This window comes from Acidovorax sp. Leaf160, assembly GCF_001424265.1.
Taxonomy (GTDB): domain Bacteria; phylum Pseudomonadota; class Gammaproteobacteria; order Burkholderiales; family Burkholderiaceae_C; genus Paracidovorax.
Genome location: NZ_LMOV01000024.1, coordinates 215148 through 242063 on the forward strand (window position 1 = coordinate 215148; position 26916 = coordinate 242063).

At 68.8% G+C, this 26916-nt stretch carries 21 protein-coding genes and 1 tRNA gene; 13 read left to right on the top strand and 9 right to left on the bottom strand.

What is annotated here, in order from left to right:
• Nucleotides 1-29 precede the first annotated feature (29 nt).
• On the bottom strand, nt 30-1598 hold the full coding sequence (gene ahpF, locus ASF94_RS14530; protein WP_056667760.1) for an alkyl hydroperoxide reductase subunit F: 1569 nt from the start codon (nt 1596-1598) through the stop codon (nt 30-32).
• Nucleotides 1599-1775: 177 nt separating this feature from the next.
• Nucleotides 1776-2351 (bottom strand): alkyl hydroperoxide reductase subunit C, encoded by a 576-nt coding sequence (ahpC, locus tag ASF94_RS14535; protein ID WP_056667763.1) that lies wholly within the window; start codon nt 2349-2351, stop codon nt 1776-1778.
• 283 nt (nt 2352-2634) lie between these two features.
• Between ahpC and bfr the strand changes: the two genes are divergently transcribed.
• From bfr to flhC, 3 genes are all read left to right on the top strand, one after another.
• Nucleotides 2635-3111, top strand: coding sequence for a bacterioferritin (bfr, locus tag ASF94_RS14540; protein WP_056667766.1), 477 nt, complete (start codon nt 2635-2637; stop codon nt 3109-3111).
• Nucleotides 3112-3613: 502 nt separating this feature from the next.
• The gene (flhD, locus tag ASF94_RS14545; protein ID WP_056667768.1) at nt 3614-3943 is read left to right on the top strand and encodes a flagellar transcriptional regulator FlhD; all 330 of its coding nucleotides are present in this window, start codon (nt 3614-3616) and stop codon (nt 3941-3943) included.
• A 63-nt stretch (nt 3944-4006) separates the two neighbouring features.
• The gene (gene flhC / locus ASF94_RS14550) at nt 4007-4546 is read left to right on the top strand and encodes a flagellar transcriptional regulator FlhC (RefSeq protein WP_056667771.1); all 540 of its coding nucleotides are present in this window, start codon (nt 4007-4009) and stop codon (nt 4544-4546) included.
• Between the two features lie 143 nt (nt 4547-4689).
• Here flhC and ASF94_RS14555 read toward each other — a convergent pair whose 3' ends face one another.
• Nucleotides 4690-5277, bottom strand: a complete 588-nt coding sequence (locus ASF94_RS14555; protein WP_056667775.1) for a FlgO family outer membrane protein — start codon at nt 5275-5277, stop codon at nt 4690-4692.
• On the bottom strand, nt 5274-5954 hold the full coding sequence (locus ASF94_RS14560) for a hypothetical protein (protein ID WP_056667778.1): 681 nt from the start codon (nt 5952-5954) through the stop codon (nt 5274-5276). Before ASF94_RS14560 ends, ASF94_RS14555 begins: the two co-directional genes overlap by 4 nt.
• 330 nt (nt 5955-6284) lie before the next feature.
• Here ASF94_RS14560 and ASF94_RS14565 point away from each other — a divergent pair, with 330 nt between their 5' ends.
• Nucleotides 6285-7709: an AI-2E family transporter gene (locus ASF94_RS14565; protein ID WP_082493333.1), complete on the top strand. Its 1425-nt coding sequence runs from the start codon at nt 6285-6287 to the stop codon at nt 7707-7709.
• Here ASF94_RS14565 and yccS read toward each other — a convergent pair.
• Nucleotides 7695-9929 carry a YccS family putative transporter gene (gene yccS, locus ASF94_RS14570; protein ID WP_235505376.1) on the bottom strand — a complete coding sequence of 745 codons (2235 nt, stop codon included), beginning with the start codon at nt 9927-9929 and terminating at the stop codon, nt 7695-7697. The two genes, ASF94_RS14565 and yccS, sit on opposite strands and share 15 nt — an antisense overlap.
• Before the next feature lie 55 nt (nt 9930-9984).
• The gene (ppc, locus tag ASF94_RS14575; RefSeq protein ID WP_056667784.1) at nt 9985-12918 is read right to left on the bottom strand and encodes a phosphoenolpyruvate carboxylase; all 2934 of its coding nucleotides are present in this window, start codon (nt 12916-12918) and stop codon (nt 9985-9987) included.
• Between the two features lie 169 nt (nt 12919-13087).
• Here ppc and hemC point away from each other — a divergent pair, with 169 nt between their 5' ends.
• The 7 genes from hemC to galU all read left to right on the top strand — a co-directional run bounded on the left by hemC (nt 13088) and on the right by galU (nt 22521).
• Nucleotides 13088-14014: a hydroxymethylbilane synthase gene (gene hemC / locus ASF94_RS14580; protein ID WP_056667787.1), complete on the top strand. Its 927-nt coding sequence runs from the start codon at nt 13088-13090 to the stop codon at nt 14012-14014.
• Between the two features lie 14 nt (nt 14015-14028).
• The gene (locus ASF94_RS14585; protein ID WP_056667791.1) at nt 14029-14880 is read left to right on the top strand and encodes a uroporphyrinogen-III synthase; all 852 of its coding nucleotides are present in this window, start codon (nt 14029-14031) and stop codon (nt 14878-14880) included.
• Complete coding sequence (locus ASF94_RS14590) at nt 14877-15986, top strand: uroporphyrinogen-III C-methyltransferase (protein ID WP_056667794.1); 1110 nt, start codon at nt 14877-14879, stop codon at nt 15984-15986. Before ASF94_RS14585 ends, ASF94_RS14590 begins: the two co-directional genes overlap by 4 nt.
• 23 nt (nt 15987-16009) lie before the next feature.
• Nucleotides 16010-17287 (top strand): heme biosynthesis protein HemY, encoded by a 1278-nt coding sequence (locus tag ASF94_RS14595; protein ID WP_056667797.1) that lies wholly within the window; start codon nt 16010-16012, stop codon nt 17285-17287.
• 368 nt (nt 17288-17655) lie between these two features.
• Nucleotides 17656-18291, top strand: a complete 636-nt coding sequence (locus ASF94_RS14600) for a VOC family protein (RefSeq protein WP_056667800.1) — start codon at nt 17656-17658, stop codon at nt 18289-18291.
• Nucleotides 18292-18486: 195 nt separating this feature from the next.
• Nucleotides 18487-21444 carry a valine--tRNA ligase gene (locus tag ASF94_RS14605; protein WP_056667804.1) on the top strand — a complete coding sequence of 986 codons (2958 nt, stop codon included), beginning with the start codon at nt 18487-18489 and terminating at the stop codon, nt 21442-21444.
• A 195-nt stretch (nt 21445-21639) separates the two neighbouring features.
• Nucleotides 21640-22521 carry a UTP--glucose-1-phosphate uridylyltransferase GalU gene (galU, locus tag ASF94_RS14610; RefSeq protein WP_056667807.1) on the top strand — a complete coding sequence of 294 codons (882 nt, stop codon included), beginning with the start codon at nt 21640-21642 and terminating at the stop codon, nt 22519-22521.
• 162 nt (nt 22522-22683) lie between these two features.
• Here the strand turns inward: galU and ASF94_RS14615 are convergent, their stop codons facing one another.
• The 3 genes from ASF94_RS14615 to cysM all read right to left on the bottom strand — a co-directional run bounded on the left by ASF94_RS14615 (nt 22684) and on the right by cysM (nt 24595).
• The gene (locus ASF94_RS14615) at nt 22684-22911 is read right to left on the bottom strand and encodes a sulfurtransferase TusA family protein (RefSeq protein WP_056667810.1); all 228 of its coding nucleotides are present in this window, start codon (nt 22909-22911) and stop codon (nt 22684-22686) included.
• A gap of 91 nt (nt 22912-23002) precedes the next feature.
• Nucleotides 23003-23563 carry an NUDIX domain-containing protein gene (locus tag ASF94_RS14620; RefSeq protein WP_056667813.1) on the bottom strand — a complete coding sequence of 187 codons (561 nt, stop codon included), beginning with the start codon at nt 23561-23563 and terminating at the stop codon, nt 23003-23005.
• A gap of 126 nt (nt 23564-23689) precedes the next feature.
• Nucleotides 23690-24595, bottom strand: coding sequence for a cysteine synthase CysM (gene cysM / locus ASF94_RS14625; RefSeq protein WP_056667816.1), 906 nt, complete (start codon nt 24593-24595; stop codon nt 23690-23692).
• A gap of 43 nt (nt 24596-24638) precedes the next feature.
• On the opposite strand from cysM, the gene ASF94_RS14630 reads away from it, so the two are divergent.
• Together ASF94_RS14630 and ASF94_RS14635 are read left to right on the top strand one after the other, a co-directional pair.
• Nucleotides 24639-24723: transfer RNA gene (locus tag ASF94_RS14630), tRNA-Leu, on the top strand.
• Between the two features lie 330 nt (nt 24724-25053).
• Nucleotides 25054-26655 carry a histidine kinase famiy protein gene (locus ASF94_RS14635; protein ID WP_156382553.1) on the top strand — a complete coding sequence of 534 codons (1602 nt, stop codon included), beginning with the start codon at nt 25054-25056 and terminating at the stop codon, nt 26653-26655.
• Nucleotides 26656-26916 lie beyond the last annotated feature (261 nt).

Genomic DNA, 26916 nt, shown 5'->3' on the forward strand with positions numbered 1-26916 from the left:
ATTCACAAGCGCTGGAGGCGTATTTCACCTCAAGCCGGTGCGGATGTGCGAATCAGGTGGTCGAAAGCGCCCAGCGCCGCCTTGGCACCGTCGCCGGCCGCGATGATGATCTGCTTGTACGGCACCGTGGTGCAGTCGCCGGCAGCGAACACGCCCGGCACGTTGGTGCGGCCATGCGAATCCACCACGATCTCGCCGAAGCGCGACAGCTCGACCGTGCCCTTGAGCCAGTCGGTGTTGGGCAGCAGGCCGATCTGCACGAAGATGCCTTCCAGCGCCAGCTGCTTGAGCTCGTCGGTCGTGCGGTCCTTGTAGCTGAGGCCGGTGACGCGGTTGCCGTCGCCATTCACCTCGGTGGTCTGGGCGTTCAGGATCACATCCACGTTCGGCAGGCTGCGCAGCTTGCGCTGCAGCACCGCGTCGGCCTTCAGTTCACCGGCGAATTCCAGCACCGTCACATGGCGCACCACGCCGGCCAGGTCGATGGCCGCCTCCACGCCGGAGTTGCCGCCGCCGATCACCGCCACCGCCTTGCCCTTGAAGAGCGGGCCGTCGCAGTGCGGGCAGTAGGTCACGCCCTTGGTGCGGTACTGCTCTTCGCCGGGCACGTTCATGTTGCGCCACCGGGCGCCGGTGGAGATGATGACCGAGCGCGACTGCAGCTTGCCGCCGTTGTCCAGCTCGATCTCGATCAGGCCGCCTTCGGTGGCGGCGGGCGTGAGGGCGCGGGCGCGCTGCAGGTTCATCAGATCGACCTCGTAGTCGCGCACGTGCTGCTCCAGCGCGGCAGCGAACTTGGGGCCGTCCGTCTTGCTGATCGAGATGTAGTTCTCGATGTCCAGCGTGTCGTTGACCTGGCCGCCGAAGCGCTCGGCCGCAATGCCGGTGCGGATGCCCTTGCGCGCCGCGTACACCGCGGCTGCCGCGCCGGCCGGGCCGCCGCCGACGATCAGCACGTCGTAGGGCGCCTTGGCCGACAGCTTGGCCGCCTCGCGCTGGGCGGCGCCGGTGTCGAGCTTGGCCACGACTTCCTCGATGCTCATGCGGCCCGAGCCGAACACCTTGCCGTTCATGAACACCATGGGCACGGCCATGATTTCGCGATCGGTGACTTCCTGCTGGAAGGCGCCGCCTTCGATGATGGTGGTCTTGATGCGGGGGTTGAGGATGGCCATGAGGGACATCGCCTGCACCACGTCCGGGCAGTTGTGGCAGGTGAGGCTCATGTAGACCTCGAAGTCGAAGTCGCCGTCCAGGGCCTGCACCTGCTCGATCACGTCCTGCTCGACCTTCGGCGGGTGGCCGCCGGTCCACAGCAGCGCCAGCACCAGCGAGGTGAATTCATGGCCCAGCGGCAGGCCGGCGAAGCGCAGGCTGGTCTGGGTGCCGGCGCGCTGCAGCGTGAAGGACGGCTTGCGGGCGTCGTTGCCGTCGGTGCGCAGGCTGATCTTGTCGCTGCGCAGCGACTGGACGGTCTCCAGCAGCTCGCGGGTCTGGGCCGAGGTTTCGCTGTCGTCCAGCGACGCCACGATCTCGAACGACTGCGTCACGCGTTCCAGGTAGGCGGAAAGTTGGGATTTGAGTTGGTCGTCGAGCATGGCGGTGTCCTGAGGTATTTCGAGTTGTAGATGGAGAGCGCTGCGAGCCCCAAAAAAGGCAGGAAACGCTGAAAAGACGGGCGAAAAAAAGCCGGACGGCAAGGCGCGCGGGGGCGCGCTTGCCAAAGTCCGGCCTGGGAAGCGCGCGAGGCGCTCCCGGATCGCGCTGTTGGGCGCTTAGATCTTGCCGACCAGATCCAGGGAAGGCGTCAGCGTCTTGGCGCCTTCCTTCCACTTGGCGGGGCAGACCTGGCCAGGGTTGGCGGCGGTGAACTGGGCAGCCTTGAGCTTGCGCAGGGTTTCCGACACGTCACGGGCGATTTCGTTGGAGTGGATTTCCAGCGTCTTGATCACGCCATCGGGGTTGATCACGAACGTGCCGCGCAGTGCCAGGCCTTCTTCGTCGATGTGCACGCCAAATGCCTTGGTCAGCTGGTGCGTGGGGTCGCCCACCAGAGGGAACTTGGCCTTGCCGACGGCGTCGGAGGTTTCGTGCCAGACCTTGTGCGAGAAGTGCGTGTCGGTCGTGACGATATACACCTCGGCGCCGGCCTTCTGGAATTCAGCGTAGTTGTCGGCCGCGTCTTCGATTTCGGTGGGGCAGTTGAAGGTGAAGGCGGCAGGCATGAAGATCAGGACCGACCACTTGCCCTTCAGGTCGGCTTCGGTCAGTTCGACGAAGTCGCCCTTGCCGTCGCGGTTCACGAAGGCGGTGGTCTTGAAGGGCTGCACTTGCGTATTGATCAGGGACATTGCTTTTTCCTTTAAGAGTGAAGCGGTTGGTAAGAACAAGACTGAAGTCTAGAGGCAAACAACCAATCGATCCAATTAATTGAAACCATTAATCTGATTGTCTATTGCTATCAAATGCCGAGGACGATGGATGATTACCCGCCGCGTCGCAGCCGGTGAACGAGAAAGCGACTCAGCATCACACGCACGCAGAACGCCGCACGGGGGCATGCCTTGTGCCGCCCGGCCAGGGGGCACGACAATGGCGCCGTTCATAAATCGATAGAAGCAAGAGGAGAGCCCTATGAAAGGCGACGAACAAGTCATTGCGCACCTGCAGGCGCAACTGAAGAACGAACTGACGGCGATCAACCAGTACTTCCTGCACTACCGCATGCTGAAGCACTGGGGGTTCGACCGCCTGGCCAAGAAGGAATACGACGAGTCGATCGGCGAGATGAAGCATGCCGACAAGCTGATGGACCGCATCTTCATGCTGGATGGCCTGCCGAACCTGCAGGACCTGGCCAAGCTCCAGGTCGGCGAGGACGTGCCAGAAATCCTGGAATGCGACCTGCGCTCCGAACTGGGCGCACAAGCCACCATCAAGGCCGGCATCGCCCATTGCGAGACGGTGCGCGACTATGTCTCGCGCGACCTGCTGCAGGGCATTCTCGATGACACGGAGGAGCACATCGACTTCCTCGAAACGCAGATCGACCTGCTCGGCAAGGTGGGCGTGCAGAACTATCTGCAGTCGCAGATGGGCGAAGAGGACTGAGGGTGGTGGGGCCGGCCGCGCTGCTGCCGCCCCCCGCGCTTCACCCTTAACGCAACGGGCTTCGGCCCGTTTTTTTTTGCCCGCGCCCAGCGCCAGCAGGCGGGCAGGAATCGCTAGCATTTTTGAAGCACTGCGAACGGGTCGATAAGACCGCGGAAATAGACAGTTGCCCGGCCTTTCGGAGGACCGCCGATATGTAACAGTCGGGCGGCCCATTCCCTGCGTGCGCGACACGGCCCCGGCCGCGACAGCAGGGCCGCTGAGCCCCCCCGACGCCGGCCGCTGAGGGGAAACGGCACCTGCGGACGGGAACTGCAGGCACACGGCCAGACAGTCTTGTAAGGCAAATTCTTACAACGCCGGCGTGCCGACCAGACACCACGCGCAGCGAGGCCCCGACTTAATTTTTGTTTGGGCCGAATTCACAATCCATTTCAACGGATCGGGCAACACATGCAGACCGCATGCAACGCCCACCGGGTACTGGAAAAAAGGATTGGACATGACCTCCGAACAACTTCTCGCTGAAATCCGCGAAGCCAACCTCACTTACCTGATGCTGGCCCAGACGCTGATCCGCCAGGACAAGGCGGAGGCGGTGTTCCGTCTGGGCATGAACGAAGACTCGGCCGATCTGCTGGCTTCGCTGTCTTCGGCGCAGGTGCTCAAGTTGGCTTCCCGCAACACCCTGCTGTGCAGCTTCCGCATGGACGACAACCTGGTGTGGAGCCTGCTGACCAACCACAACACGCCCCGCAAGGTGGGCAACGAAGCGACCAACGCCCTGCACGCCAACATCCTGATGGCCAGCCGCGTGTCGGAAGTGCTCTGACGCACTGCTTCACGGCCCCACCGCATCGCCCGCCCTCCACCGAATCCCCCGAGAAAGCCCGCCATGTCCGCACCCGTCAAGAGCGTTCTGAACGAGTCCAAGCAGATCGAGCGCGCCGCGCTGCTGATCCAGATGGGCGCGCGCATGCAGGTGCTGGAGTCGGAAACCACGCTGTCCTATGAGCGGCTGATCCGCCTCTACAAGGAGATCGCCGGCAAGTCGCCTTCCAAGGGCCAGCTGCCCTTCTCGACCGACTGGTTCCTGACCTGGCAGGAAAACATCCACTCGTCGCTGTTCCTGAACATCTACGAATACCTGTCCAAGGGCGTGGACCTGGATGCGGTGGAACTGCTGACCAAGGCCTACCGCCTCTACAACGAGCAGGTCGAGACCGCCGGCATCGAGCCGCTGCTGTCTTTCACCCGCGCCTGGCGCCTGGTCAAGTTCGTCGATGCCGGCATGCTGACCCGCACGCAGTGCACTCAATGCAGCGGCCAGTTCGTCACCGAGCTGTATGAAAACCGCGGCTACGTGTGCGGCCTGTGCAACCCGCCCGCCCGCGCCGGCAAGAGCAAGAGCGCAGGCGCGCTGATGCTGCACTGAACCAGCGGGGAGCCGGTCAACGACCGTCGCCGAAAAGACAAGGGGCCTCAAGGGCCCCTTCTGCATGGCGCGCTACCCCTTCAGCCATCGGCAGGGCCGCTCACGCCATCCCGTCGGCGCCACCCGGCCAGGCGCGACGGGCATCACTGCGCCATCACCAGCCCGCGCACCGTGGGATCCATCGGCAGCGCGTAGTCGCAGGCCGCCAGCACGGTGTTGCCGATGGGATTGACCAGTTTCAGGCTGACGAACACCGATCCGCTCGACACGGCGTAGGTGCCCACCACCACGGCCTGGGCGGATTGCGCCTGGGTCACTTCGCGGGCTTCGCGCGAGAGCAGCAACTCGCCCTGGCTCGGGCGCATCGCCAGCGTCTCGCGCAATTTCAGTTCGGTCACGCGCACGCCGCGCTGCGCCAGCCGGCCGGAGACGTGTTCCGTGATGACGCGGCCCAGACGCGAAGACTCACCCAGCCGGTCGACCTGCACGATGGTGGCGACCAGCACCGGCAAGGCTGGATCGAGCGGAGCCGTCTGCAGCAGCACGTCGGCAGCGCGGTAGTTGGCTTCGACCAGATCGAACGGACCGGATGGCGCTGCGCTGCCGTAGTAATAGCGCGCGCAGCCCGTGCCACCCAGCGTGGCCAGAGCCGTCACCGCGAGCGCGGCGCTCAGCAGCCGGCGACGGGGCGCATCGACGGCTGCCGGGCGGCTGGAAGGGTTCCAGTTCATGGCACCACCCTCCAGGTGCGCATGACCGGCGCCGGCGCCGGTGCCGGCAAGGGCGCGCGGGATTGATACAGCGCCGCGTCGTCCTGGGCGATGGAGACGACGCCGGACGTGCGCGCCAGAATGCGCTGCTCGCGTTCGAGCGACGTCGTCACCAGCACCTCGGTGCGCAGCGGCCCGCCCGCCAGATCGGGCGTCGGCCACACGGCGGGCACCCGGTCGGGCCGCACGCCATCGGCCACCCAGGGCCCCTGGGACACGGGAGCGGCGCCCGCATGGTGCTGCACCAGTTGCGTGAAGATCTGCAGCTGCAGCGGCCCCTTCTCGGTGGTGACGGCCACCCCGCGCTCCACCAGCCGGGTGACCACCAGTTGTGTGAAGCCGCGCCCGAAACCGGAATCTCCCTCCGCCAGCACCACCTGCATCGGATGCTCGCCCGCAGGCCATTCGCGCAGCCGGTCGGCGACCTGCGCGGCCACATCGGCGGCCAGCGCCTCCCAGTGCTGGGTCGCCGCCGCCGTCTTCTGGGTGGACGGCGCGTGCGCCACCGGCACCGGCAGGTCCTGCGGCGGTGCGACGCAGCCGGTGAGCGCGCCGAAGGCCGCCAGCGAAGCGGCAGCAGCCAGGGCTGCGGAGAGGGGAAGACGGGCGACGGCCCGCGCGCGTGGTCGGAAAAGCATGGACGAAATCCTAAGGCGCCCCGCGCTGTCGAATGGGCCGAACAGCGCGGGCTTTCCGGGGCACCTCGGGCGGTGGCGCGCGGTGCCGCACCCGCCTTCGCGGCTGCCCACACGATCCGGGTCGGCGACCTGCCTCGTGTTCAGCTATCGTTTCTATAGCGCGAAACGCAGTTACTGCAATGGGATACGGGCCATGGGACCGAAGCCCGCCCCCAAAAACCACGCAGGGTGGGCCTGTTCGCAGGCGGAGCGCAGCGGCGCATTCCGCCCTGCGGCGCTGCGGTGGCCGCCTACGCCCAAGTCGACATCCGCCGACGCACAATCTCGCGCATGCCTGAAACGCCCCTCTCCGCTGCCGTCACCGGACGTGCCCCCACCGAGCCGACTGCCACCCCGGCGCAGGCGGCCGACCCCACCGGCGTCGTGGCGGAAGAGCCTCCGGCTGCCCCGGCCACGCGGACATCTTTGGACGCCCCCCGGCCGCCACCCGTGCCGGAGCCGGCCGACGTGGAGGATCTGCTAGACCAGCGCGCGACCCGCGCACCGGCCGAGTCCCCCATCGGCCCGCCCGCCCAAGAGCCGTTCGCCAAGGTGGTAACGCCGCCGCCGGACCCGACCCTCACGCCCCAGGCCGCCGCCGCCGTGCAGGCCGAGGCCCAGCGGGTCGTGCTGAACATGCCGGTGGACATCCGCAGCCTGTCGCTGGCGCTGCTGGCGCTGTTTGCCAGCATCGCCGTGCTGCACTGGGCCAGCGCCGTGTTCATCCCGCTGATGCTGAGCGTGCTGCTGACGACGTCGCTCCAGCCTGCGGTGCAATGGCTGTACCGCTGGCATGTGCCGCGCTGGGCCGGCGCCGGCATCCTGCTGCTGAGCATCGTCGGCGGCCTGGGCACCACGGCCTGGAAGCTCAGCGATGGCGCCGCGCAGCTGGTCGAATCGCTGCCGGTGGCCGCCCGCAAGGTGCGCGACGCGGTGCGGACGCGGGTCAGCGGCCCGAGCACGCTGGACACGGTGCAGCGCGCCGCCAGCCAGATCGAGCAGGCCGCGGCCAGCACGCCGCCGCAGACCCAGCGCGGCGTGCAGCGCGTGGTGATCGAGCGGCCGCCCTTCAACGTCCGCGACTACATCTGGACCGGCACGATGGGCCTCGCCTCCGCCGCAGGGCAGATGACGGTGGTGATCTTTCTCACCTTCTTCTCGCTGGCGTCGGGCAATCTCTTCAAGCGCAAGCTGATGCGCATCGCCGGCAGCAGCCTGGAGCGGCGCAAGATCACGGCGGCCGTGCTGGAAGACATCACCGGGCAGATCCAGCGCTACCTGCTGGTGCAGGTCTTCACCAGCGTGCTGGTGGGGCTGGCGACCTGGGCGGTGTATGCGGCGCTCGGCATGCAGAACGCGGCGGTCTGGGGCGTGGTGGCAGCGGCGCTGAACCTCGCGCCCTATATCGGCTCGGTGGTGGTGACGGGCGCATCGGGCCTGGTCGCCTTCCTGCAGTTCGGCACGCTGGACATGGCCATCGCCATCGGCGGCGCCTCGCTGATCATCCACACCATCATCGGCAACCTGATCACCCCCTGGCTCACCAGCCGCACCAGCGCCATGAGCCCCGTGGCGGTGTTCGTCAGCGTGTTGGCCTGGGGCTGGCTCTGGGGCCTGTGGGGCCTGCTGCTGGGCATTCCGGTGATGATGATCGTCAAGGCCGTGTGCGACCGGGTGGACGACCTGCGCCCGGTGGGCGAGCTACTGGGCGACTGACGCCGGCGCGGGCCGCCCGGCGTGCGGGGCTCCCCCCTGCCCCGGCCCCGACACGGCTACCAGCTGCCCAGCCAGGGTGGCCAGCGGCGCGATCTGGCGGCACACCAGCGCCAGCTGGGTCAGCACCAGCCGCAGCGGCTCCTGCGCGGTGTCGGCCTGGCGTTCCAGCGCGTCGGCCAGCGCAGCGGCGGTGCCGTCGTCCGGCAGGGGCGGCAGGCGCTGCGACAGCGCCTGCGCGATCGCTTCGATGCGCAGCGCCGCATGGTCGGCAGCGCGGGTGACCAGCGGATCGCTGTCCTCCACGGCCAGCTGCCCGCGGTGCGCGCCCAGCGCCGAGAGGAAGTTGAGCAAGGTGTGCGAACGCACCAGCACCTGCATGCCCACGCCCGCCTGGCGGCGCACGGCGCGGGGCTCCTGCAGCATGTGCGAGAGCGCGGTCGAGAGCGCCGCATCGGCGTTGTGCGCCGTGCGGCGGGCCAGGCGGTAGTCCAGGTCGTCCACCTTGCCGGTGGCGTACTGCGACATGATCTCGCGCAGGTAGAGGCCGTTGGCGCGCACCGCCTGCGCCACCACGGCGGCCAGGCGCCGGCCCTGCCAGTCGGGCAGCACCAGGAACATGGCGATGGCGGCAATGGCGCTGCCCACCAGCGTGTCCAGCAGGCGCGGCCAGATCAGCGCATAGCCGTTGCCCGTGCTCTGGTTGAAGCACATCAGCACCAGCAGGGTGATGGCGGCGGTCGCCGTCAGGTAGTGGCGGGTGCGGGTGACGAAGAACAGCACGCCCGAGGCCACCGCGAACAGCGCCTGCAGCGGCAGGCTGGGAAAGAGCCGCAGCAGCGCCCAGCCGGCCACCAGGCCCACCGCCGTGCCCGCCACCCGCTGCGTCACCTTCGACAGCGTGGCGCCGTAGGTGGGCTGGCAGACGAACAGCGTGGCGAGCGGAATCCAGTAGCCGTGGGTGGGATCGGTGAACTGCATGGCCGCGCAGCCGGCGGCCAGCGCCAGCGACAGCCGCACCGCATGCCGCAGCAACGGCGAGCCCGCGTGCAGCTGCGCGCGCACCCGGCCCCAGGCGTCGGCCAGCGAGCGCGGCGTGCGGTCCAGCAGGCTGCTGTCGCCCGGCCGCTCGCCACCCTCGGGGCGGGCCGCGGCGGTCAGCTGCGCGTCCAGCGTGGCCAGGTTGCGCGCCAGGGCGCGCAGCGACTTGAGCGGCCGCTGCCAAGCGGGCTGCTGCTGGCGTTCCAGGTAGGCGATGGAGTCGTGCAGGTCGGCCAGCGCGCGCTCGGCTTCGCCGTCCCGCACGAAAGGCTGGTGCAGCTGCAGCGCGCCGGCCAGCTGCGTGCAGTCCACGCCCTGCAGCTTCAGCACGCGCTGGCAGCGGTAGAGCACGTCGCTGTGGAACAGCACGTCGGCCCATTCGTTGTAGTGGTAGTGGGACGAGCTGGCCCGCTCGTGGATGTCCTGCGCGACGAAGTAGAGGTTCAGGTGGCGCAGCAGGCGGCCCGCGGGCGGCTGCCGGCCCAGGCGCGCGAAGAGGCTTTCCTTGGCCGTGTTGAGCGCGGCGACCACGCGGCCATTGGTCTGGGCCAGCGCCAGGCGGCGGCGCTCCACGTCCACCGCGCGCACCGGCTCGAACACGCTGGCCTTCAGGCGCAGGTAGGCACCCAGTTCACGGTAGAGCCGCGCCAGGTTCTGCCGCACCGGCTGGTGCGGGAACAGCACGCACCAGCCCAGCGACAGCGCCCCGTACCAGGCCGCACCCGCCAGCAGCAGCGCCGGTACGTGCCAGAAGGGCAAGGCATCGGCCTGTGAACCGGGTGCCGCGCTGATGGCGGTGTAGAGCGCGAGGATCACCGTGGCCGATGCGATGGCGCGGTAGCGTTCGCCCAGCGCCCCCAGCAGGGTGAAGCCGAAGGCGGCCAGCGCCAGCCCCGCGACGAACGCCGCCGGCCACGCCAGCAGCGCCTTGACCGAGAAGGCCGCTGCGGCAAAGCAGACCAGCGTGACCAGCAGCGCCCGCAGCCGGCCGCGCCAGCTGTCGTCCGTTTCCGCCAGCGCGCTGGCGATGATGCCGAGGAACACCGGTATCACCAGCGGCACCCGGTCCAGCCACCAGCACAGCGCCATGGCGCCGCTCAGCGCCACGAACACCCGCAGGCTGTAGACAAACGCATCCTGCGCCCACAGGCGACGCAACCCCACGGTCATGGCACTTTGCACGATTCCACACTTTCACGAAGACCGGGGCCGGCTCGCAAGTTCCGGGCCGTTGGCGTCAGCCCGTGTTGCGCAGACCCGCTGCAATGCCGTTGATGGAGATGTGGATGCCGGTCTGCACCCGGTCGTCCCCCTGCCCGCCGCGCCAGCGCCGCACCAGCTCCACCTGCAGATGATGCAGCGGGTCGATGTACGGAAAGCGGTGGCGGATGGAGCGTGCCAGCGCGGTGTTGCCGGCCAGCCGCTGGCGTTCGCCCGTGATGCGCACCAGCGCGTCGCCGGTGCGCTGCCACTCCGCCTCGATGGCGCTGAAAACCTTGCGGCGCAGGCGCGTGTCGGTCACCAGTTCGCTGTAGCGGGAGGCCAGCGCCAGGTCGCTCTTGGCCATCACCATGTCCATGTTGGACAGCAGCGTGCCGAAGAAAGGCCATTGGCGGTACATCTTCTGCAGCAGGGCCAGGCGCGCCTTGGGGTCTTCGCCGGGCGCCTTGATGAAGGCCTCCACCGCCGAGCCGAAGCCGTACCACCCCGGCAGCGTGAGCCGGCACTGGCCCCAGCTGAAGCCCCAGGGAATGGCGCGCAGGTCTTCGATCTTCTGGCTGGGCTTGCGCGACGCGGGGCGCGAGCCGATGTTCAGCTCGGCGATCTCGCGGATCGGCGTGGAGTTGAAGAAGTAGTCGGTGAAGCCGGGCGTGTCGTACACCAGCGCGCGGTAGGCCCCCATGCTGGCCTGCGACAGCTGCGCGGCCGCTTCCAGGAAGGCCTTGGTGGCCGGCTTGGTGGGCTGCAGCAGCGTGGCCTCCAGCGTGGCGGCGACCAGGGTTTCGAGGTTGCGCCGGCCGATCTCGGGGTTGGCGTATTTCGACGCGATGACCTCGCCCTGTTCGGTCAGGCGGATCTGCCCGCGCACCGTGCCGGGCGGCTGCGCCAGGATGGCCTGGTAGCTGGGGCCGCCGCCGCGCCCCACCGTGCCGCCCCGGCCGTGGAACATGCGCAGCTGGATGGGCGCGGCCGGCTGCGCGGCGGCATTCATTTCGTCGAACAGGGCGACCAGGGCGATCTCGGCGCGGTAGAGCTCCCAGTTGCTGGTGAAGATGCCGCCGTCCTTGTTGCTGTCGCTGTAGCCGAGCATGATGTCCTGCTCGGCGCCGCTGGCGCGCACCAGCGCGGCGAAACCGGGCAGCGTGTACAGCTCGCGCATGATGGGCGCAGCATTGCGCAGGTCTTCGATGGTCTCGAAGAGCGGCACCACGATCAGGTCGGCGCGGGGCCCGGGCCGCCCCTGGCCGGCCCGGGCCCCCTCGGCGGGCGGCGATGACACGCCGGTGCCGGGCGTCGGGGCACTGCCCTCATCCAGCGTGCCCTGCATCAGGCCCACTTCCTTTTGCAGCAGCAGCACCTCCAGCAGGTCGCTCACGGTTTCGGTGTGGCTGATGATGTAGTGGCGGATCGCGTCGGCGCCGAAGCGCTCGCGCATCTGGCGGGCGGTCTCGAAGATCGCGATCTCGCCGGTGGTGTGCTCGGAATAGGCCGCGCCCACCACGCGCAGGGGCCGGGCGTCGCACAGCAGGCGCAGCAGCAGGGCCCGGCGCTGGTCTTCGGGCAGCGCGGCGTAGTCGGGCTCGACGCGGGCGGTGGCCAGCAGCTCGGCGATGACCCGCTCGTGCTGGTCCGAACTCTGGCGCAGGTCCACCGTGGCCAGGTGAAAGCCGAACACCTCCACCGCGCGCACCAGGGGATGCAGGCGCTCGGCGGCCATGGCGCTGCCGCGGTGCGAACGCAACGACGCCTCGATCACCCGCAGGTCGGCCAGGAACTCGGCCGCCGAGGGGTAGGCGTTCTGCGGCATCACGGCATGGCGCGCCGCATCGCCGCCGGTCAGGTTCTTCAACGTGGCAGCGAGGCGCGCGTAGATGCCGGTGAGCGCACGGCGGTAGGGCTCGTCCTGCCGGTGCTCGCTGTTGTCGGGCGAGCGCTCGGCCAGCGCCTGCATCTCGGGCGACACCCGCACCAGCCGGGCCGACAGCGAAAGCTCGCCGCCCAGGTAGTGCACCTGCGTGAGGTAGTGGCGCAGCGCCACCTCGGCCTGCCGGCTGAGCGCGAGCGACAGCGTGGCCGCGCTCACGTTCGGGTTGCCGTCGCGGTCGCCGCCGATCCACTGGCCCATGCGCAGAAAGCTCGCCACCGGCTGCTGGCCCAGCTCGCGCTCCAGCTCGGCGTAGATCTTCGGGATCTCGGTGAGGAAGGTCGATTCGTAGTAGGAGAGCGCGTTCTCGATTTCGTCGGCCACCGTGAGCTTGGAATAGCGCAGCAGCCGCGTCTGCCAGAGCTGCGCCACGCGGGCGCGCAGGCCGGCTTCGTTGGCGGCCAGCGCGCGCGGGGTCAGGGCGTCGCGGGCGCTGTTGTAGAGCTGCGCGCGGGCCGTGATGTCGTCGCGCTCGGTCAGCAGCGCGGCGATGTCGCGCTCGGCGTCGAGGATGCTCTTGCGCTGCACTTCCGTCGGGTGGGCGGTGAGCACCGGCGCCACATAGCTCCTGGCCAAGGTCTGCGCGATGGTGCGCGGCGCGATGCCGGCCCAGCGCAGCCGCGCCAGCGCCACCTCGATGCTGCCTTCCTGCGCGCTGCCGGCGCGTTCGTGCACCGTGCGGCGGCGGATGTGGTGCCGGTCCTCGGCCAGGTTCGCCAGGTGGCTGAAATAGGTGAACGCACGGATCACGCTCACCGTCTGGTCGCCGGTCAGCCCCTTGAGCAGCTTCTTGAGCGCCTTGTCGGCCTCCTGGTCGGCATCGCGGCGGAACGCCACCGACAGCTTGCGCACCTGCTCGACCAGGTCATAGGCCGCGACGCCCTCCTGCTCGCGGATCACGTCGCCGAGGATGCGCCCCAACAGGCGGATGTCCTGGATCAGCGGCAGGTCCTTGTCCACCTTGCGCGGCGTGGGAGCAGACGTGCCGGCGGCGGTGGCCTCGGTCTTGCGGGAAGTCGCGGTCATGCAGGGTTCCTCCAGGCGCTCGGGCGCGTTGTCGTTGTGGTTCTGACGCCCGGTTGACCTGCGTCAAGCGGGCTGCTGCAGCGCACCATGCTAGCATCCCCCGCGCTCTGTCCGATGCGCTCGACCGACGCCTTTTTCCTGCGGGGCGGCGGTGTTTCACAGCTTTCCGATGACCCCTGAAACCCCCTCCCCCCTCTCCCTCACGATCGCCACGCGCGAAAGCCGCCTTGCGCTCTGGCAGGCCGAACACGTGCGCGGCCTGCTGGCCGCCCGCGGCCATACGGTGGGCCTGCTGGGCATGACCACGCAGGGCGACCAGATCCTGGACCGTTCGCTCAGCAAGGTGGGCGGCAAGGGCCTCTTCGTGAAGGAGCTGGAAGTCGCCCTGCAAGAAGGCCGCGCGCACATCGCCGTGCATTCGCTCAAGGACGTGCCGATGGAGCTGCCCGAAGGCTTCGCGCTGGCCTGCGTGATGGAGCGCGAAGACCCGCGCGACGCCTTCGTCTCGCCCCGCTACGCCAGCCTGGCCGACCTGCCGCAGGGCGCGGTGGTGGGCACCTCCAGCCTGCGCCGCCAGGTGCTGCTGCAGGCGCTGCGGCCCGACCTGAAGATCCAGCCGCTGCGCGGCAACCTGGACACACGCCTGCGCAAGCTGGACGAAGGCCAGTACGACGCCATCGTGCTGGCCGCCGCGGGCCTCAAGCGCCTGGGCCTTACCGACCGCATTCGCGCCACGTTCGAGCCCAGCGAGATGCTGCCTGCGGCGGGCCAGGGCGCGCTGGGCATCGAAGTGCTTTCCCAGCGGGCCGACCTGATCGCCGCGCTGATGCCGCTGATGCACCTGCCCACGGGGCTGGCCGTGACAGCGGAGCGCGCCGTCAGCCGGGCGATGGGGGGCAGCTGTTCCATGCCTCTGGCCGCGCACGCGCGCTGGACGGGCGGCGGCACCCTGCGGCTGGAGGCCGCCTGGGGCGACCCGGAAGGCCGGCGTCCCCTGGTGCACGCAGCGGCAGAGGCCGCTGTGGCCCTGGCCGAAGACGCCGAAGCGCTGGGCGCCGACGTGTCGGCCCAGTTGCGCGCCGGCGGCGCGGGCTGAGCGCGGGGCCGCCGATGGCCGCCGGCCTTCTGCGCGGCGCGCTGCGCACCCCGCGCCGTGCCATCGTCACCCGGCCTGCGCGCGATGCGGCGCAGTGGGTTGCCGACCTGCAGGCGCGCGGTGTGCCGGCCGTGGCCCTGCCGCTGATCGCCATCGGCCCGGCCACCCAGCCCGCCTTGCAGCAGGCGCTGGCCGGGGCGCGCGCCGAGCTGGACGCCTGGCGCGCGCTGATGTTCGTCAGCGGCAACGCGGTGCACTATTTTTTCGAACCAAATCGGGCTTCCGCGCTTGATCTATCTGGCTTTATTGCTATAAAAGCAAGAGCATGGGCGCCCGGCCCGGGCACACGCCAGGCGCTGCTGGATGCGGGCGTGCCCGCATCGGCCATCGACAGCCCGGCGGCCGATGCGGCGCAGTTCGATTCCGAATCGCTCTGGCAGCAGGTGGCCGCGCAGGTGCGGCCCGGCGACCGGGTGCTGGTGGTGCGCGGCACCACCTCCGGCGCGGCCGTGGAGCCGGGCGGCACCGGCGGCCGGGGCCGCGACTGGCTGGCGCGGCAGATCGAAGCGGCTGGCGGCCAGGTCGAATTCGTGGCGGTCTATGAACGCGGCGCGCCACGGCTCACCGCCCACCAGCAGGCGCTGGCGCGCGAGGCCGCAGCCGATGGCTCGGTCTGGCTGCTGAGCAGCTCTGAAGCCGTGGCCCACCTGGGCGACGCGCTGCCCGGCCAGGACTGGCAGGCGGCCCACGCGCTCTGCACCCATCCGCGCATCGCAGCGGCGGCGCGAGCGCTCGGTTTCGGCCTGGTCCGCGAATGCCGTCCGGCGTTCTCCGACGTGGTCGCGTCGATAGAATCCCTGCGATGAGTTTCGAGCCCACTCCCGGCCTTGCGCCCCCCGCGCCTTCGGCGCCGCAGAATCCGGCGCCCGTCCCCGCAGCCCCGGCTGCCGGGCAGATGTCGGGCGGCGCCCGGCTGGCGCTGTCCGGGCTGGCCGTGGTCGCGCTGGCTGCGCTGATCACCAGTGTGCTGCTGTGGCAGCGGCTGTCGGGCATCCAGGAGCAGCTGGCGCGCCAGTCCGCCGACTCCGGCGCGCTGGCCATCGAGGCACGCACCATGGCGCGCCAGGCGCAGGACGTGTCGCGCGAAACCGCCGCGCGGCTAGCGGTCGCCGAAACCCGGGTGAGCGAGGTCGCGCTGCAGCGCGGCCAGCTGGAAGAGCTGATGCGCAGCCTGTCGCGCTCGCGCGACGAGAACCTGGTGGTGGACATCGAATCCACCCTGCGCATGGCCCAGCAGCAGACCCAGCTGACCGGCAGCCTCGAGCCCCTGGTGGCCGCGCTGCGCAGCGCCCACCAGCGCATCGACCGCGCAGCCCAGCCCCGCCTGGCGCCCGTGCTGCGCGCCATCGAACGCGACCAGGACCGCCTCAGCCGCGCCGCCGTGACCGACACGGCCGGGCTGCTGGGCCGCATCGACGATCTGGTGCGCCAGGTGGACGACCTGCCGCTGCTCAATGCCGTGGCGCAGGCCGGCGCCACCCGGCGCATGGCCGCCGCCCAGGCAGCGGGCGACACCCCCGTCCCCACCGCCGGGCTGCCGCGCTGGCAGGCGGTGCTGGTCACCGCGTGGGAAGTGGTGCGCGACGAGGCCCGGGGCCTGCTGCGCATCACCCGCATCGACCGGCCGGAGGCCGTGCTCATCGCCCCCGAGCAAGCCTTCTTCCTGCGCGAGAACCTCAAGCTGAAGCTGCTGAACGCGCGCCTGGGCGTGCTGGCGCGGCAGATCGATTCGGCGCGGTCCGACCTGGCCGCAGCCAGCGCCGCACTGAACAAGTATTTCGACCCCGCATCGCGGCGCACGCAGGTCGCCGCCACCACGCTGCAGCAGGCGCAAACGCACATGAAGACGGCCGAGCTGCCCGCGCTGGACGACACGCTGGCTGCGCTGGCGACAGCGGCCGCCGGCCGCTGAACCGCAGGGCCGTTGGATCCCCCATGCGCGCAGCTCTCTGGCTTCTTGGATTGTTCGGCGTCGCCGTGGCGGTGGCGCTGTTCGCGGGCAACAACCAGGGCTCGGTCACCCTGTTCTGGCCGCCCTACCGCATCGACCTGTCGCTGAACCTGGTGCTGTTGCTGCTCTTCGGCGGCTTCGGCGTGCTGTATGCGGCCCTGCGGGGCCTGGCCGCCCTGCTGGAGCTGCCCCGCCAGGCGCGCCGCTGGCGCGTGCAGCAAAAGGAACGCGCCATGCACGGCGCCCTGCTGGATGCCCTGTCGCAGCTGCTGGCCGGCCGGTTCCTGCGCTCGCGCAAGGCGGCCCTCGCCGCGCTGGGGCAGGAAAACGCCCTGGCCGCCGCGGGCGACGCACCGCCCCACGGCCGCCAGCTGCGCACGCTGGCCCATCTGGTGGCAGCCGAGGCTTCGCATGCCCTGCAGGACCGGCCCACGCGCGCCGCCCACCTCGACCAGGCGCTGCGCAACATTCCGGACCGCGCGCCCCTGAGCGAGCTGGAGCTGCGCGAAGGTGCGCAGCTGCGCGCAGCCCGCTGGTCGCTGGACGAGCGCGACGCACCCGCCGCGCTGGAGTGGCTGGCCGCCCTGCCGCAGGGCGCGGCGCGCCGCACGCTGGCGCTGCGCGCACGCCTGAAGGCCACGCGCCTGTCGCACCAGACCCAGGAAGCGCTGGAAACCGCGCGCCTGCTGGGCAAGCACCGGGCCTTTTCGCCGGCGGCAGCCCAGAGCATGGTGCGCGGGCTGGCGATGGAACTGATCGACGGCGCGCACGACACCGCCCAGCTGCAACGCCTGTGGCTGTCGCTGGAACCAGCGGAGCGCGCGATGCCCGAGCTGGCCGTGCATGCCGCGCAGCGGCTGGGCCATCTGGGCGGGGACGCTGCGCAAGTGCGGCAATGGCTGCTGCCGGCGTGGGAACGCTGGACGGACCCCGCAGGCGGCCTGCCGGACGCCGTGGCCCTGAAGCTGGTGCGGGCGCTGGAGGGCAGCCTCGACGCGCTCGACCCGGCGTGGCTGGCGCGCATCGAAACCGCCGAGCAGAACAACCCGCGCGACGCCCGTCTGCACTACCTGTCGGCGATGGCCTGCCTGCGCCGGCAGCTGTGGGGCATGGCCCAGCAGCGGTTCACCCAGGCCGTTCAGCAGCTGAGCGATGACGCTCTGCGCAGCCGTGCCTGGGGCCATCTGGCGGAACTGGCCGAGCAGCGCGGCGACGACGAGGCCGCCGCCACGGCCTGGAAGAACGCGGCCCTGCTGCACTGACACGGCGCCAGCGCTGCCGCCGCTGTCGCTGAGCCCGGCACGGAACGGCATTGCGGGCTGCGCCCCCTGGCATGCCAGGGCCCCGGGCGCTTGACGCTGCTGCTCCTCAAAGACGGGCACCTTCCGCCAGACGCAGCCCGTTCTTGGGGGCTTACCGCCGCCGCGGGTGGCATCGCCCCGCACAGCTCCTCAAAATTGAATCAGCCGCTGCCTACGTCCAGCTTGGCGAGCCGTGCCCAAGGACGGGCCCGGAAGCGCGCGGATAGCGTGCCTACGCACCAGACGGGATGCAGGCACGCGCAACTCATTTCTATTAAGTAAATCGATTACGAATAGTAGAATTGCGCACACCATTCCAGGAGACCTGCATGAGCGCCCTGCCCCGACCGGCCCCCATGGCCCTGACCGACCTGCCTCCACCCGCCCCCGTGCAGCAGCTGCACCACTACGCGTACCGGGCCCGCGACGCGGAGGAAACGCGGCACTTCTACGAAGACATCCTGGGCCTGCCGCTCTATCACATCATCCAGAGCGACCATGTGCCCAGCACGGGTGAATACTGCCCCTACACGCACTTCTTCTTCCGGCTGCGCGACGGCTCGTTCATCGCCTTCTTCGACCTGGGCGACGACGTGAAGTCCGAACCGTCGCCGAACACGCCGGCGTGGGTGAACCACATCGCCTTCCGCGTCAACACGGTGGAAGAGCTGGCCAACACCAAGGCCCGCCTGGAGGCCCACGGCATCGAGGTGCTGGGTGTCACCGACCACCATATCTTCAAGAGCATCTACTTCTTCGACCCCAACGGCATTCGCCTGGAACTGGCGGCCCAGCTGGCGGACGAGGAACACATGGCCAAGGACAGCCAGGTCGCCCACCAGCGCCTGCGCGAATGGACGCAGCGCAAGGAAGAGTGGCGCCGCCAGCGCGCGGCGGGCCAGGCGGGCGAGCCGCTGAAGCCGCAGGCGAACGACCGGCCCGAGTACGGTGCCGTCAACCCCTGATGCTATTTTTTTCGTAGCAATAAGCCCAATCAAAACGGGCGCTACGAGCTGATTGGGCCCTGATTTTTTCCCGCCCCGAGCCCCTGTTCGTGCCTTGGCGGGCCGCTGCAGGGGAGGCCGGTAAAATCAGGCCCATCGTCCACAGCCCAACCCACGGCATCTTGTGCGCAAGATGCCGTTTTCCATTTGCCCGCCATGAGTGACACCCCTTCGCAGCCCGGCCTTGAGAGCCTGTCCAAATCCTTCGAGCCCGCCGCACTGGAAGCCCATTGGGGCCCCGAGTGGGAGCGCCGGGGCTACGGCGTGGCGGGCCATCGCGGCACGCAGCAGCCCGACGCGAACGCGCCGGCTTTTTCCATCCAGCTGCCGCCGCCCAATGTGACGGGCACGCTGCACATGGGGCATGCGTTCAACCAGACGATCATGGACAGCCTGACGCGCTACCACCGCATGCTGGGCCACAACACCCTGTGGGTGCCGGGCACCGACCATGCCGGCATCGCCACGCAGATCGTGGTGGAGCGCCAGTTGCAGGACCAGGGCGTGAGCCGCCACGACCTGGGTCGCGAGAACTTCGTGAAGAAGGTCTGGGAATGGAAGGAAAAGAGCGGCAACACCATCACCACGCAGATGCGCCGCATGGGCGACAGCGTGGACTGGAGCCGCGAGTACTTCACCATGGACGACAAGCTCTCCAAGGTGGTCACCGACACCTTCGTGAAGCTCTACCAGCAGGGCCTGATCTACCGCGGCAAGCGCCTCGTCAACTGGGATCCGAAGCTGCAGTCCGCCGTGTCCGACCTGGAAGTGGAGAGCGAGGAGAAGGACGGCTCGCTCTGGCACATCGCTTACCCGCTCACCGACGGCAGCGGCACGCTGACGGTGGCCACCACGCGCCCCGAGACCATGCTGGGCGACGTGGCGCTGATGGTGCACCCCGAGGACGAACGCTACACGCACCTGATCGGCAAGACGGTGACCCTGCCCCTGGTCGGCCGCGAGATCCCGGTCATCGCCGACGAGTATGTGGACAAGGCCTTCGGCACCGGCGTGGTCAAGGTCACGCCCGCGCACGACCCCAACGACTACCAGGTGGGGCAGCGCCACGGCCTGCCGATGATCGTGGTGCTGACCCTGCAGGCCACCATCAACGACAACGCGCCCGAGAAATACCGCGGCATGGACCGCTTCGTGGCCCGCAAGGCCATCGTGGCCGACCTGGAAGCGGCCGGCGCCCTGATCGAAACCAAGAAGCACAAGCTGATGGTGCCCATCTGCACCCGCACCGGCCAGGTCGTCGAGCCCATGCTGACCGACCAGTGGTTCGTCGCCATGAGCAAGGTGAGCGAGCAGGACCCGACGGGCAAGAGCATCGCCCAGAAGGCCATCGACGCGGTCGCCTCGGGCGACGTGCAGTTCGTGCCCGAGAACTGGGTCAACACCTACAACCAGTGGATGAACAACATCCAGGACTGGTGCATCAGCCGCCAGCTCTGGTGGGGCCACCAGATCCCGGCGTGGTACGACGAGGCCGGCAACGTCTACGTCGCCCGGAGCGAAGCCGAGGCGCAGGCCCAGGCCGGCGCGGGTGCGAGGCTGACGCGCGACGCCGACGTGCTCGACACCTGGTATTCCTCCGCGCTGGTGCCGTTCTCGTCGCTGGGCTGGCCCGAAAGTGCGGAGCCCCACACGCTCGGCACTGGCGTGTCCTCGCTGCCCCCCGAGGGGGCGCGTTCCGCCTTGGGGCGGCCCGGCGGCGGAACGGACGACGCGTCGCCCACCAAGGACTACGACCTCTACCTGCCCTCCTCCGTGCTGGTCACGGGCTACGACATCATCTTCTTCTGGGTCGCCCGGATGATCATGATGAGCACGCACTTCACCGGCCGCGTGCCGTTCAAGCACGTGTACATCCACGGCCTGGTGCGCGACGCGCAGGGCAAGAAGATGAGCAAGTCGGAAGGCAACGTGCTCGACCCGGTCGATCTGATCGACGGGATCGCGCTCGAACCCCTGCTGGACAAGCGCTCCACCGGCCTGCGCAAGCCAGAGACCGCGCCCACCGTGCGCAAGAACACGCAGAAGGAATTCCCGGAAGGCATTCCCGCCTATGGCGCCGACGCGCTGCGCTTCACCTTCGCGGCGCTGGCCAGCCTGGGCCGCAGCATCAACTTCGACAGCAAGCGCTGCGAGGGCTACCGCAACTTCTGCAACAAGCTCTGGAACGCCAGTCGCTTCGTGCTGATGAACTGCGAGGGCCGCGACTGCGGCCTGGAAGACCACGCGCCCACCGCCTGCGACGGCGACTACCTGGAGTTCAGCCAGGCCGACCGCTGGATCGTGTCGCTGCTGCAGCAGGTCGAGGCCGAAGTGGCCAAGGGCTTTGCCGAGTTCCGCCTGGACAACGTGGCCAACACGGTCTACGACTTCGTCTGGAACGAGTTCTGCGACTGGTACCTGGAGATCGCCAAGGTGCAGATCCAGACCGGCACCGCGGCGCAGCAGCGCGCCACGCGCCGCACGCTGATCCGCACGCTGGAGACCATCCTGCGCCTGGCGCATCCCATCATTCCGTTCATCACCGAAGGCCTCTGGCAGCAGGTGGCGCCCGTCGCTGGCCGCGCTGGTCCGTCGGTCAGCATCGCCGCCTATCCCCAGGCGCAGCCCGAGAAAATCGATGCGGCCGCCATCGCCCATGTGGCCAAGCTCAAATCGCTGGTGGATGCCTGCCGCACGCTGCGCGGCGAGATGAACGTCTCGCCCGCCACGCGTCTGCCGCTCTACGTGGTCGGCGACACCGAATTCATGCGCGGCGCGGCGCCGGTGCTGCAGGCGCTGGCCAAGCTCAGCGAAGTCAAGGTATTCGACGACGAGGCCGCCTGGGCCGCCGCCGCGCAGGCCGCGCCCGTGGCCGTGGTAGGCGAGGCGCGCATGTGCCTGCACATGGAGATCGACGTGGCGGCCGAGAAGGCGCGCCTTTCGAAGGAAGTGGCCCGCATCGAGGGCGAGATCGCCAAGGCCGGAGCCAAGCTGTCCAACGAGGCCTTCGTCGCTAAGGCGCCGCCCGCCGTCATCGACCAGGAAAAGAAGCGCGTGGCCGACTTCGGCGCGACGCTCTCCCGCCTGAAGGACCAGCTGGCGCGGCTGGGCTGACCAGCAGCTCGCCGCCGGCAGATGGCAGGCCGCACCGCCCGCTGATCGGGCGGCGCGGCCTGCCGACCAGGCGCGCGGGTCACCTGCGCGTCAGCAGCCCCGGCCAGCGCCTGCGCTTTGGCGCAATCGACTACATGAGGTTACGGCGTCCACCCGTATGATGCCCCCCGACTTTCATCACCCAGAACGCACTGCATGACCGATTCCACTGCAACGATCCGCAAGGCCGTCTTTCCCGTCGCCGGCCTGGGCACCCGCTTCCTGCCGGCCACCAAGGCGCAGCCCAAGGAGATGCTGCCCGTCGTGGACAAGCCGCTGATCCAGTACGCCGTCGAGGAGGCCTACGCCGCGGGCATCCGCCAGATGATCTTCATCAATGGCCGCAACAAGCGCGCCATCCCCGATCATTTCGACACCGCCTACGAGCTGGAGTCCGAGCTGGAATCGAAGGGCAAGGACGAATTGCTGTCGCTGGCGCGCTCCATCGTGCCGGACGACATGGAATGCATCTACATCCGCCAGCCCAAGGCGCTGGGCCTGGGCCACGCCGTGTACTGCGCGCACAGCGTCGTCGGCAACGACCCCTTCGCCGTGCTGCTGGCCGACGACCTGATGGTCGGCAAGCCGCCGGTGCTCAAGCAGATGGTCGAGCAGTTCGCAGAGTGGCAGGCCACGATCCTGGCGGTGCAGGAAGTGCCTGACGAACACACGCGGCGCTACGGCATCGTGGCCGGCAAGCCGGTCAACGACCGCCTGCTGGAGCTGTCGCACATGGTCGAGAAGCCCGCGCCGGAAGATGCGCCCTCGCGCCTGGGCGTGGCCGGCCGCTACATCCTCACGCCCGGCGTGTTCCGCGAGATCGCGGCCCTGCCCCGCGGCGTGGGCGGCGAGATCCAGCTCACCGACGGCATCGCCGCGCTGATGCGCCGCGAAAAGGTGTTTGCTTACCGCTACGACGGCAAGCGCTACGACTGCGGCAGCAAGGAAGGCTTCCTGGAGGCCAACGTCGAGCTGGCGCTGGAACACCCCCAGCTGGGCGCCGACTTCCGCAAGTACCTCAAAAGCCTGGATCTCTGAGCCGGCTCGCAGCCCGGAAACGACAAGGCCCGCATGCAGCGGGCCTTTTTCCACGGCGACGGCGGTGGTGTGGTGCGCCCTGCCGTCCGCCGGAGGCCCGCTCGACAGGGGCTCTGCAGCCCGCCCTGGCGACCGGCAGCGCCGCCTGCGACCTTGTGCCGATCAGCGGCGGCGCAGCACGTGGATGTATTCGTCGCCCACAGTCTGCTGCTCGACCAGTTCGTTGCCGGTCTGCTTGGCGAACGCCTGGAAATCCCGCAGCGAGCCGCCATCGGTTGCCAGCACCTTGAGCAACTGGCCGCTGCCCATGGTGGCCAGCGCTTTCTTCGCCTTCAAGATGGGCAGCGGGCAGTTCAGACCGCGGGTGTCGATTTCCTGGTGGATGTGCATCGTGTTTCCTGGACGTAGGGCGTGATTTTAGGCCGGGCCCGTGCCGCCGGCACGCTGCAGGCCGCAGGGCTGTCCGACACCTCTGCGCGGCTCACGCCGGATCATCGACGCTGCGGGCCGCCTGGAAGTCGGCAAAGCGCGGCTCGATGCCCCGCGCGCGCAGCCAGTCGGCCAGCGCATAGCCCGTGCCCGCCGGCCAGCAGACGACGGAAGACGGAGCGATCAGACGGTACTCGACCAGCTCTGGCGACAGCCGGATGCTGCCGCGCGCCACCGCGTGGTAGGCGATGATCACTTGGTTCATGCGCAGGAAGGGATAGGCGCCCACCAGCTGCAAGCCCCCCGCCCCATCCTCCACGTCGAGCTGCGTTTCTTCCTTGATCTCGCGGGCAATGCCTTCTTGCGGGCTCTCCCCGGCCTCCATGAAGCCGGTGATGAGCCCGAAAGCCTTGCCGGGCCAGGCGGCATTGCGGGCCAGCAGAACCTTGCCTTCGTACTCGACGATGGCGGCAAGCACGGGCGTGGGGTTGTTCCAGTGCGTCCATCCGCAAGCCGGGCAGCGAAGCCGCTCCGTGGGCCCGCCGTCTTCCATCAGCGTGATGGGAGCCAGCGCCGTCGCGCAGTGCGTGCAGAACCGTGTTTCGTACAGCATGGGAGAACCTCGCTGAGGGCGGTCGAAATAGCTATCTTTTCAATAGCAAACACCGCCCGGTTGACGGGCGCTGGAGGGCGATTCGCCTTCATATGCCGCGCCGAACAGGGAAACCGTTCCGGCGGGTCAGGCCGGAAAGACGCCGGTGGACAGGTAACGGTCGCCCCGGTCGCACACCACGAACACGATGGTCGCGTTCTGCTCGCGGCGGGCGATCTCCTGCGCGGCCCAGCAGGCGCCGGCAGCGGAAATGCCGCCGAAGATGCCTTCTTCACGGGCCATGCGGCGGCACATGTCTTCCGCATCGTCCTGGCCGACGCTGATGGTTTCATCCACCGCGCGAGGGTCGTAGATCTTCGGCAGGTATTCCTCGGGCCACTTGCGGATGCCCGGAATGCGCGAGCCCTCCTTCGGCTGCGCGCCGATGATCTGGATCGCGGGGTTCTTCTCCTTCAGGAACCGCGACACGCCGGTGATGGTGCCGGTGGTGCCCATGGCGCTGACGAAGTGGGTGATGCGGCCTTCGGTCTGCTCCCACAGTTCCGGGCCGGTGGTTTCGTAATGGATGCGCGGATTGTCGGGGTTCGCGAACTGATCGAGCACCCTGCCCTTGCCCTGCGCGACCATGGTGTCGGCCAGGTCTCGCGCATATTCCATGCCGCCGCTCTTGGGCGTCAGGATCAGCTCGGCGCCGAACGCCTTCATGGTTTGCGCCCGCTCGATGGAAAGGTCTTCCGGCATCACCAGCACCATGCGGTAGCCGCGCACGGCCGCCGCCATCGCCAGGGCGATGCCGGTATTGCCGGAGGTGGCCTCGATCAGGGTGTCGCCCGGCTGGATCTCGCCGCGCTCTTCCGCCCGGCGAATCATCGACAGCGCCGGCCGGTCCTTCACCGAACCCGCAGGGTTGTTGCCCTCCAGCTTGCCCAGCACGACATTGCCGCGCGCCTGGTTGTCCGCCGCGCCGATGCGCTGCAACGCCACGAGCGGCGTGCGGCCGATGGCGTCTTCGATGGTGGGATAGGTCTTCATATGATGCTACTGTGCCATAATTCGCCTCTTTGATTTTTGCGTCGCCCGGGTGGTGGAATTGGTAGACGCAGGGGACTCAAAATCCCCCGCCGCAAGGCGTGCCGGTTCGATTCCGGCCCCGGGCACCATGGCTCTTCAGCTATGGTTTTTGAATGTGTTCCGGCTTTCGCTCCGCCACGCGTTCCGGTTCGAGGGTGCCGCCACGGGTGCCCGGCACGCCTCCAGCGTCGCCACCCGCTGCACTTCTTCCCCCTCACGCCACCCCATCTCGGTCATCGCAACGCCGCAATCGCCCCGCTGTCTGATGCCGGGCGTGCCGCCGATGTTCGGACGAATCGAGCCGACAGACAAAATGGCGCCAGCGCCTACGCCAAACGGCTCCGGCGCTGCTCTAATGCAGCATGAATTCGCACGACGAAAAGCCCCCCATACATGGATCGCGGGCACCCGAGGTGTCCATGGCCGGCTCCGATGTCCGGACGTTGAGGGACCACGAAGACGACATCTTCTTCACCGCCATCGAAACCACCCGCATGCCGATGCTGGTGACCGACCCTCGGCAGCACGACAACCCGATCGTCTTCGTCAACCGCGCCTTCCTGTCGATGACGGGATATACGCCCGATGAAATTCTGGGCACCAACTGCCGTTTCCTGCAGGGGCCGGGCACCGATCGCTCGACGGTCAGCGCGCTCGCCGAGGCCATCGCCAACCGGCGCGAGTTCACCACCGAGATCCTGAACTACCGCAAGGACGGCTCGTCGTTCTGGAATGCGCTGTTCGTCTCGCCGGTCTACAACAAGAACAAGCAGCTGGTGTATTTCTTCGCGTCGCAGCTGGACGTGAGCCGCCGGCGCGACGCCGAACTGGCACTGGCGCAGGCGCAGAAGATGGAGGCGCTGGGCCAGTTGACGGGCGGCATCTCGCACGACTTCAACAATCTGCTGCAGGTCATCTCCGGCCACCTGGAGATCGCCAAGCGTCGCATCCAGTCCGGCAAGGACGCAGATTCGGTGCTGGGCAGCGTGGGCAGCGCGACCGAGGCGGTGAAACGCGCGGCCACCCTCACCCAGCAGCTGCTGGCCTTCGCGCGCAAGCAGCGGCTGGAAGGGCGGCCAATCAACCTGAACGCCACGGCCGAGAGCATCCGGGCCATGATGGAGGAGACGCTGAACGACCGCATCCAGCTGCAGCTGGACCTCGATGACGACCTGGGCAACTGCCAGGTGGACCCGACCCAGCTCGAGGCGGCCATCATCAACATCATCACCAACGCCCGCGACGCCATGCCCGACGGCGGCAAGGTGACGATCCAGACGAGCAATGTGCACGTGACCGGGGCGGACGTGGTGGCCTTCGGCGGACTGCAGCCGGGGCAGTACGTGGCGATCTCCATCACCGACACGGGCGAGGGCATACCGCCCGAGCTGATCAAGCAGGTGGTCAACCCGTTCTTCACCACCAAGCCCGAGGGCAAGGGCACCGGCCTGGGCCTGTCGATGGTGTATGGGTTCGCCAAGCAGTCGGGCGGGACTGTCAGCATTTATTCGGAAGTGGGCGTGGGCACCACCGTGCGCCTTTACTTCCCCGCGACCGGCAAGCCCATGAACGTGCCCGCCCATCCGGCGGAAGACAGGCCCGCCGAGCGTGGCGGAACCGAGAGCGTGCTGGTGGTGGACGATCGCCAGGAGGTGGCCGACCTGGCCGGCGCGATGCTCGAGAGCCTCGGCTACCAGGTCGAGATCGCGACCGATGCGGCGCAGGCGCTGGCGCGGCTCGACCACAAGACCAGCCCGCTGGTGCCGGACCTGGTGTTCTCCGACGTGCTGATGCCGGGCGGCATGAACGGCTTCATGCTCGCGCGCGAGATCCGGCGGCGCAATCCGCGCATCGCCATCCTGCTGACGACCGGTTATGCGGGCGACGGCAACATCAGCGATGTGTCGGAAGGCGCGGAGTTCGACGTGCTGAAAAAGCCTTACGGCATGAGCGACCTGGCGCGCCGGGTGCGGATTGCACTGGAAGGCCACACGGGTGGGCGGCGCGGAGTGCGCGGCTGACAAACCATCGCCGGTGGACGGGGTTGGGCCGCCGCGCTTACGCGTGGGGCCTTTGCCGTCATCGCGCGTACAGCGCAGACCGGCTCAGTGGAGCGTCGCTCGGCGGATGTAGGGAGGGGTGTCTGCCGGTTCAGGCGCGGGACCGGGCACGTCGGGCTCCACCGGCTGCCCCGGAATGCCACCGGACTGAGCGGCCGCAGCCCGAGAGATCAGAGCGATCGGCGAGCGGGTCCCAGCGTGGCGTCGCATGAGGGTGCTTGA

Coding starts and splice junctions, on each gene's coding strand:
- ahpF (WP_056667760.1), bottom strand. CDS start 1,598: ATGCTCGACGACCAACTCAAATCCCAACTTTCCGCCTACCTGGAACGC.
- ahpC (WP_056667763.1), bottom strand. CDS start 2,351: ATGTCCCTGATCAATACGCAAGTGCAGCCCTTCAAGACCACCGCCTTC.
- bfr (WP_056667766.1), top strand. CDS start 2,635: ATGAAAGGCGACGAACAAGTCATTGCGCACCTGCAGGCGCAACTGAAG.
- flhD (WP_056667768.1), top strand. CDS start 3,614: ATGACCTCCGAACAACTTCTCGCTGAAATCCGCGAAGCCAACCTCACT.
- flhC (WP_056667771.1), top strand. CDS start 4,007: ATGTCCGCACCCGTCAAGAGCGTTCTGAACGAGTCCAAGCAGATCGAG.
- ASF94_RS14555 (WP_056667775.1), bottom strand. CDS start 5,277: ATGAACTGGAACCCTTCCAGCCGCCCGGCAGCCGTCGATGCGCCCCGT.
- ASF94_RS14560 (WP_056667778.1), bottom strand. CDS start 5,954: ATGCTTTTCCGACCACGCGCGCGGGCCGTCGCCCGTCTTCCCCTCTCC.
- ASF94_RS14565 (WP_082493333.1), top strand. CDS start 6,285: ATGCCTGAAACGCCCCTCTCCGCTGCCGTCACCGGACGTGCCCCCACC.
- ppc (WP_056667784.1), bottom strand. CDS start 12,918: ATGACCGCGACTTCCCGCAAGACCGAGGCCACCGCCGCCGGCACGTCT.
- hemC (WP_056667787.1), top strand. CDS start 13,088: ATGACCCCTGAAACCCCCTCCCCCCTCTCCCTCACGATCGCCACGCGC.
- ASF94_RS14585 (WP_056667791.1), top strand. CDS start 14,029: ATGGCCGCCGGCCTTCTGCGCGGCGCGCTGCGCACCCCGCGCCGTGCC.
- ASF94_RS14590 (WP_056667794.1), top strand. CDS start 14,877: ATGAGTTTCGAGCCCACTCCCGGCCTTGCGCCCCCCGCGCCTTCGGCG.
- ASF94_RS14595 (WP_056667797.1), top strand. CDS start 16,010: ATGCGCGCAGCTCTCTGGCTTCTTGGATTGTTCGGCGTCGCCGTGGCG.
- ASF94_RS14600 (WP_056667800.1), top strand. CDS start 17,656: ATGAGCGCCCTGCCCCGACCGGCCCCCATGGCCCTGACCGACCTGCCT.
- ASF94_RS14605 (WP_056667804.1), top strand. CDS start 18,487: ATGAGTGACACCCCTTCGCAGCCCGGCCTTGAGAGCCTGTCCAAATCC.
- galU (WP_056667807.1), top strand. CDS start 21,640: ATGACCGATTCCACTGCAACGATCCGCAAGGCCGTCTTTCCCGTCGCC.
- ASF94_RS14615 (WP_056667810.1), bottom strand. CDS start 22,911: ATGCACATCCACCAGGAAATCGACACCCGCGGTCTGAACTGCCCGCTG.
- ASF94_RS14620 (WP_056667813.1), bottom strand. CDS start 23,563: ATGCTGTACGAAACACGGTTCTGCACGCACTGCGCGACGGCGCTGGCT.
- cysM (WP_056667816.1), bottom strand. CDS start 24,595: ATGAAGACCTATCCCACCATCGAAGACGCCATCGGCCGCACGCCGCTC.
- ASF94_RS14635 (WP_156382553.1), top strand. CDS start 25,054: ATGGCCGGCTCCGATGTCCGGACGTTGAGGGACCACGAAGACGACATC.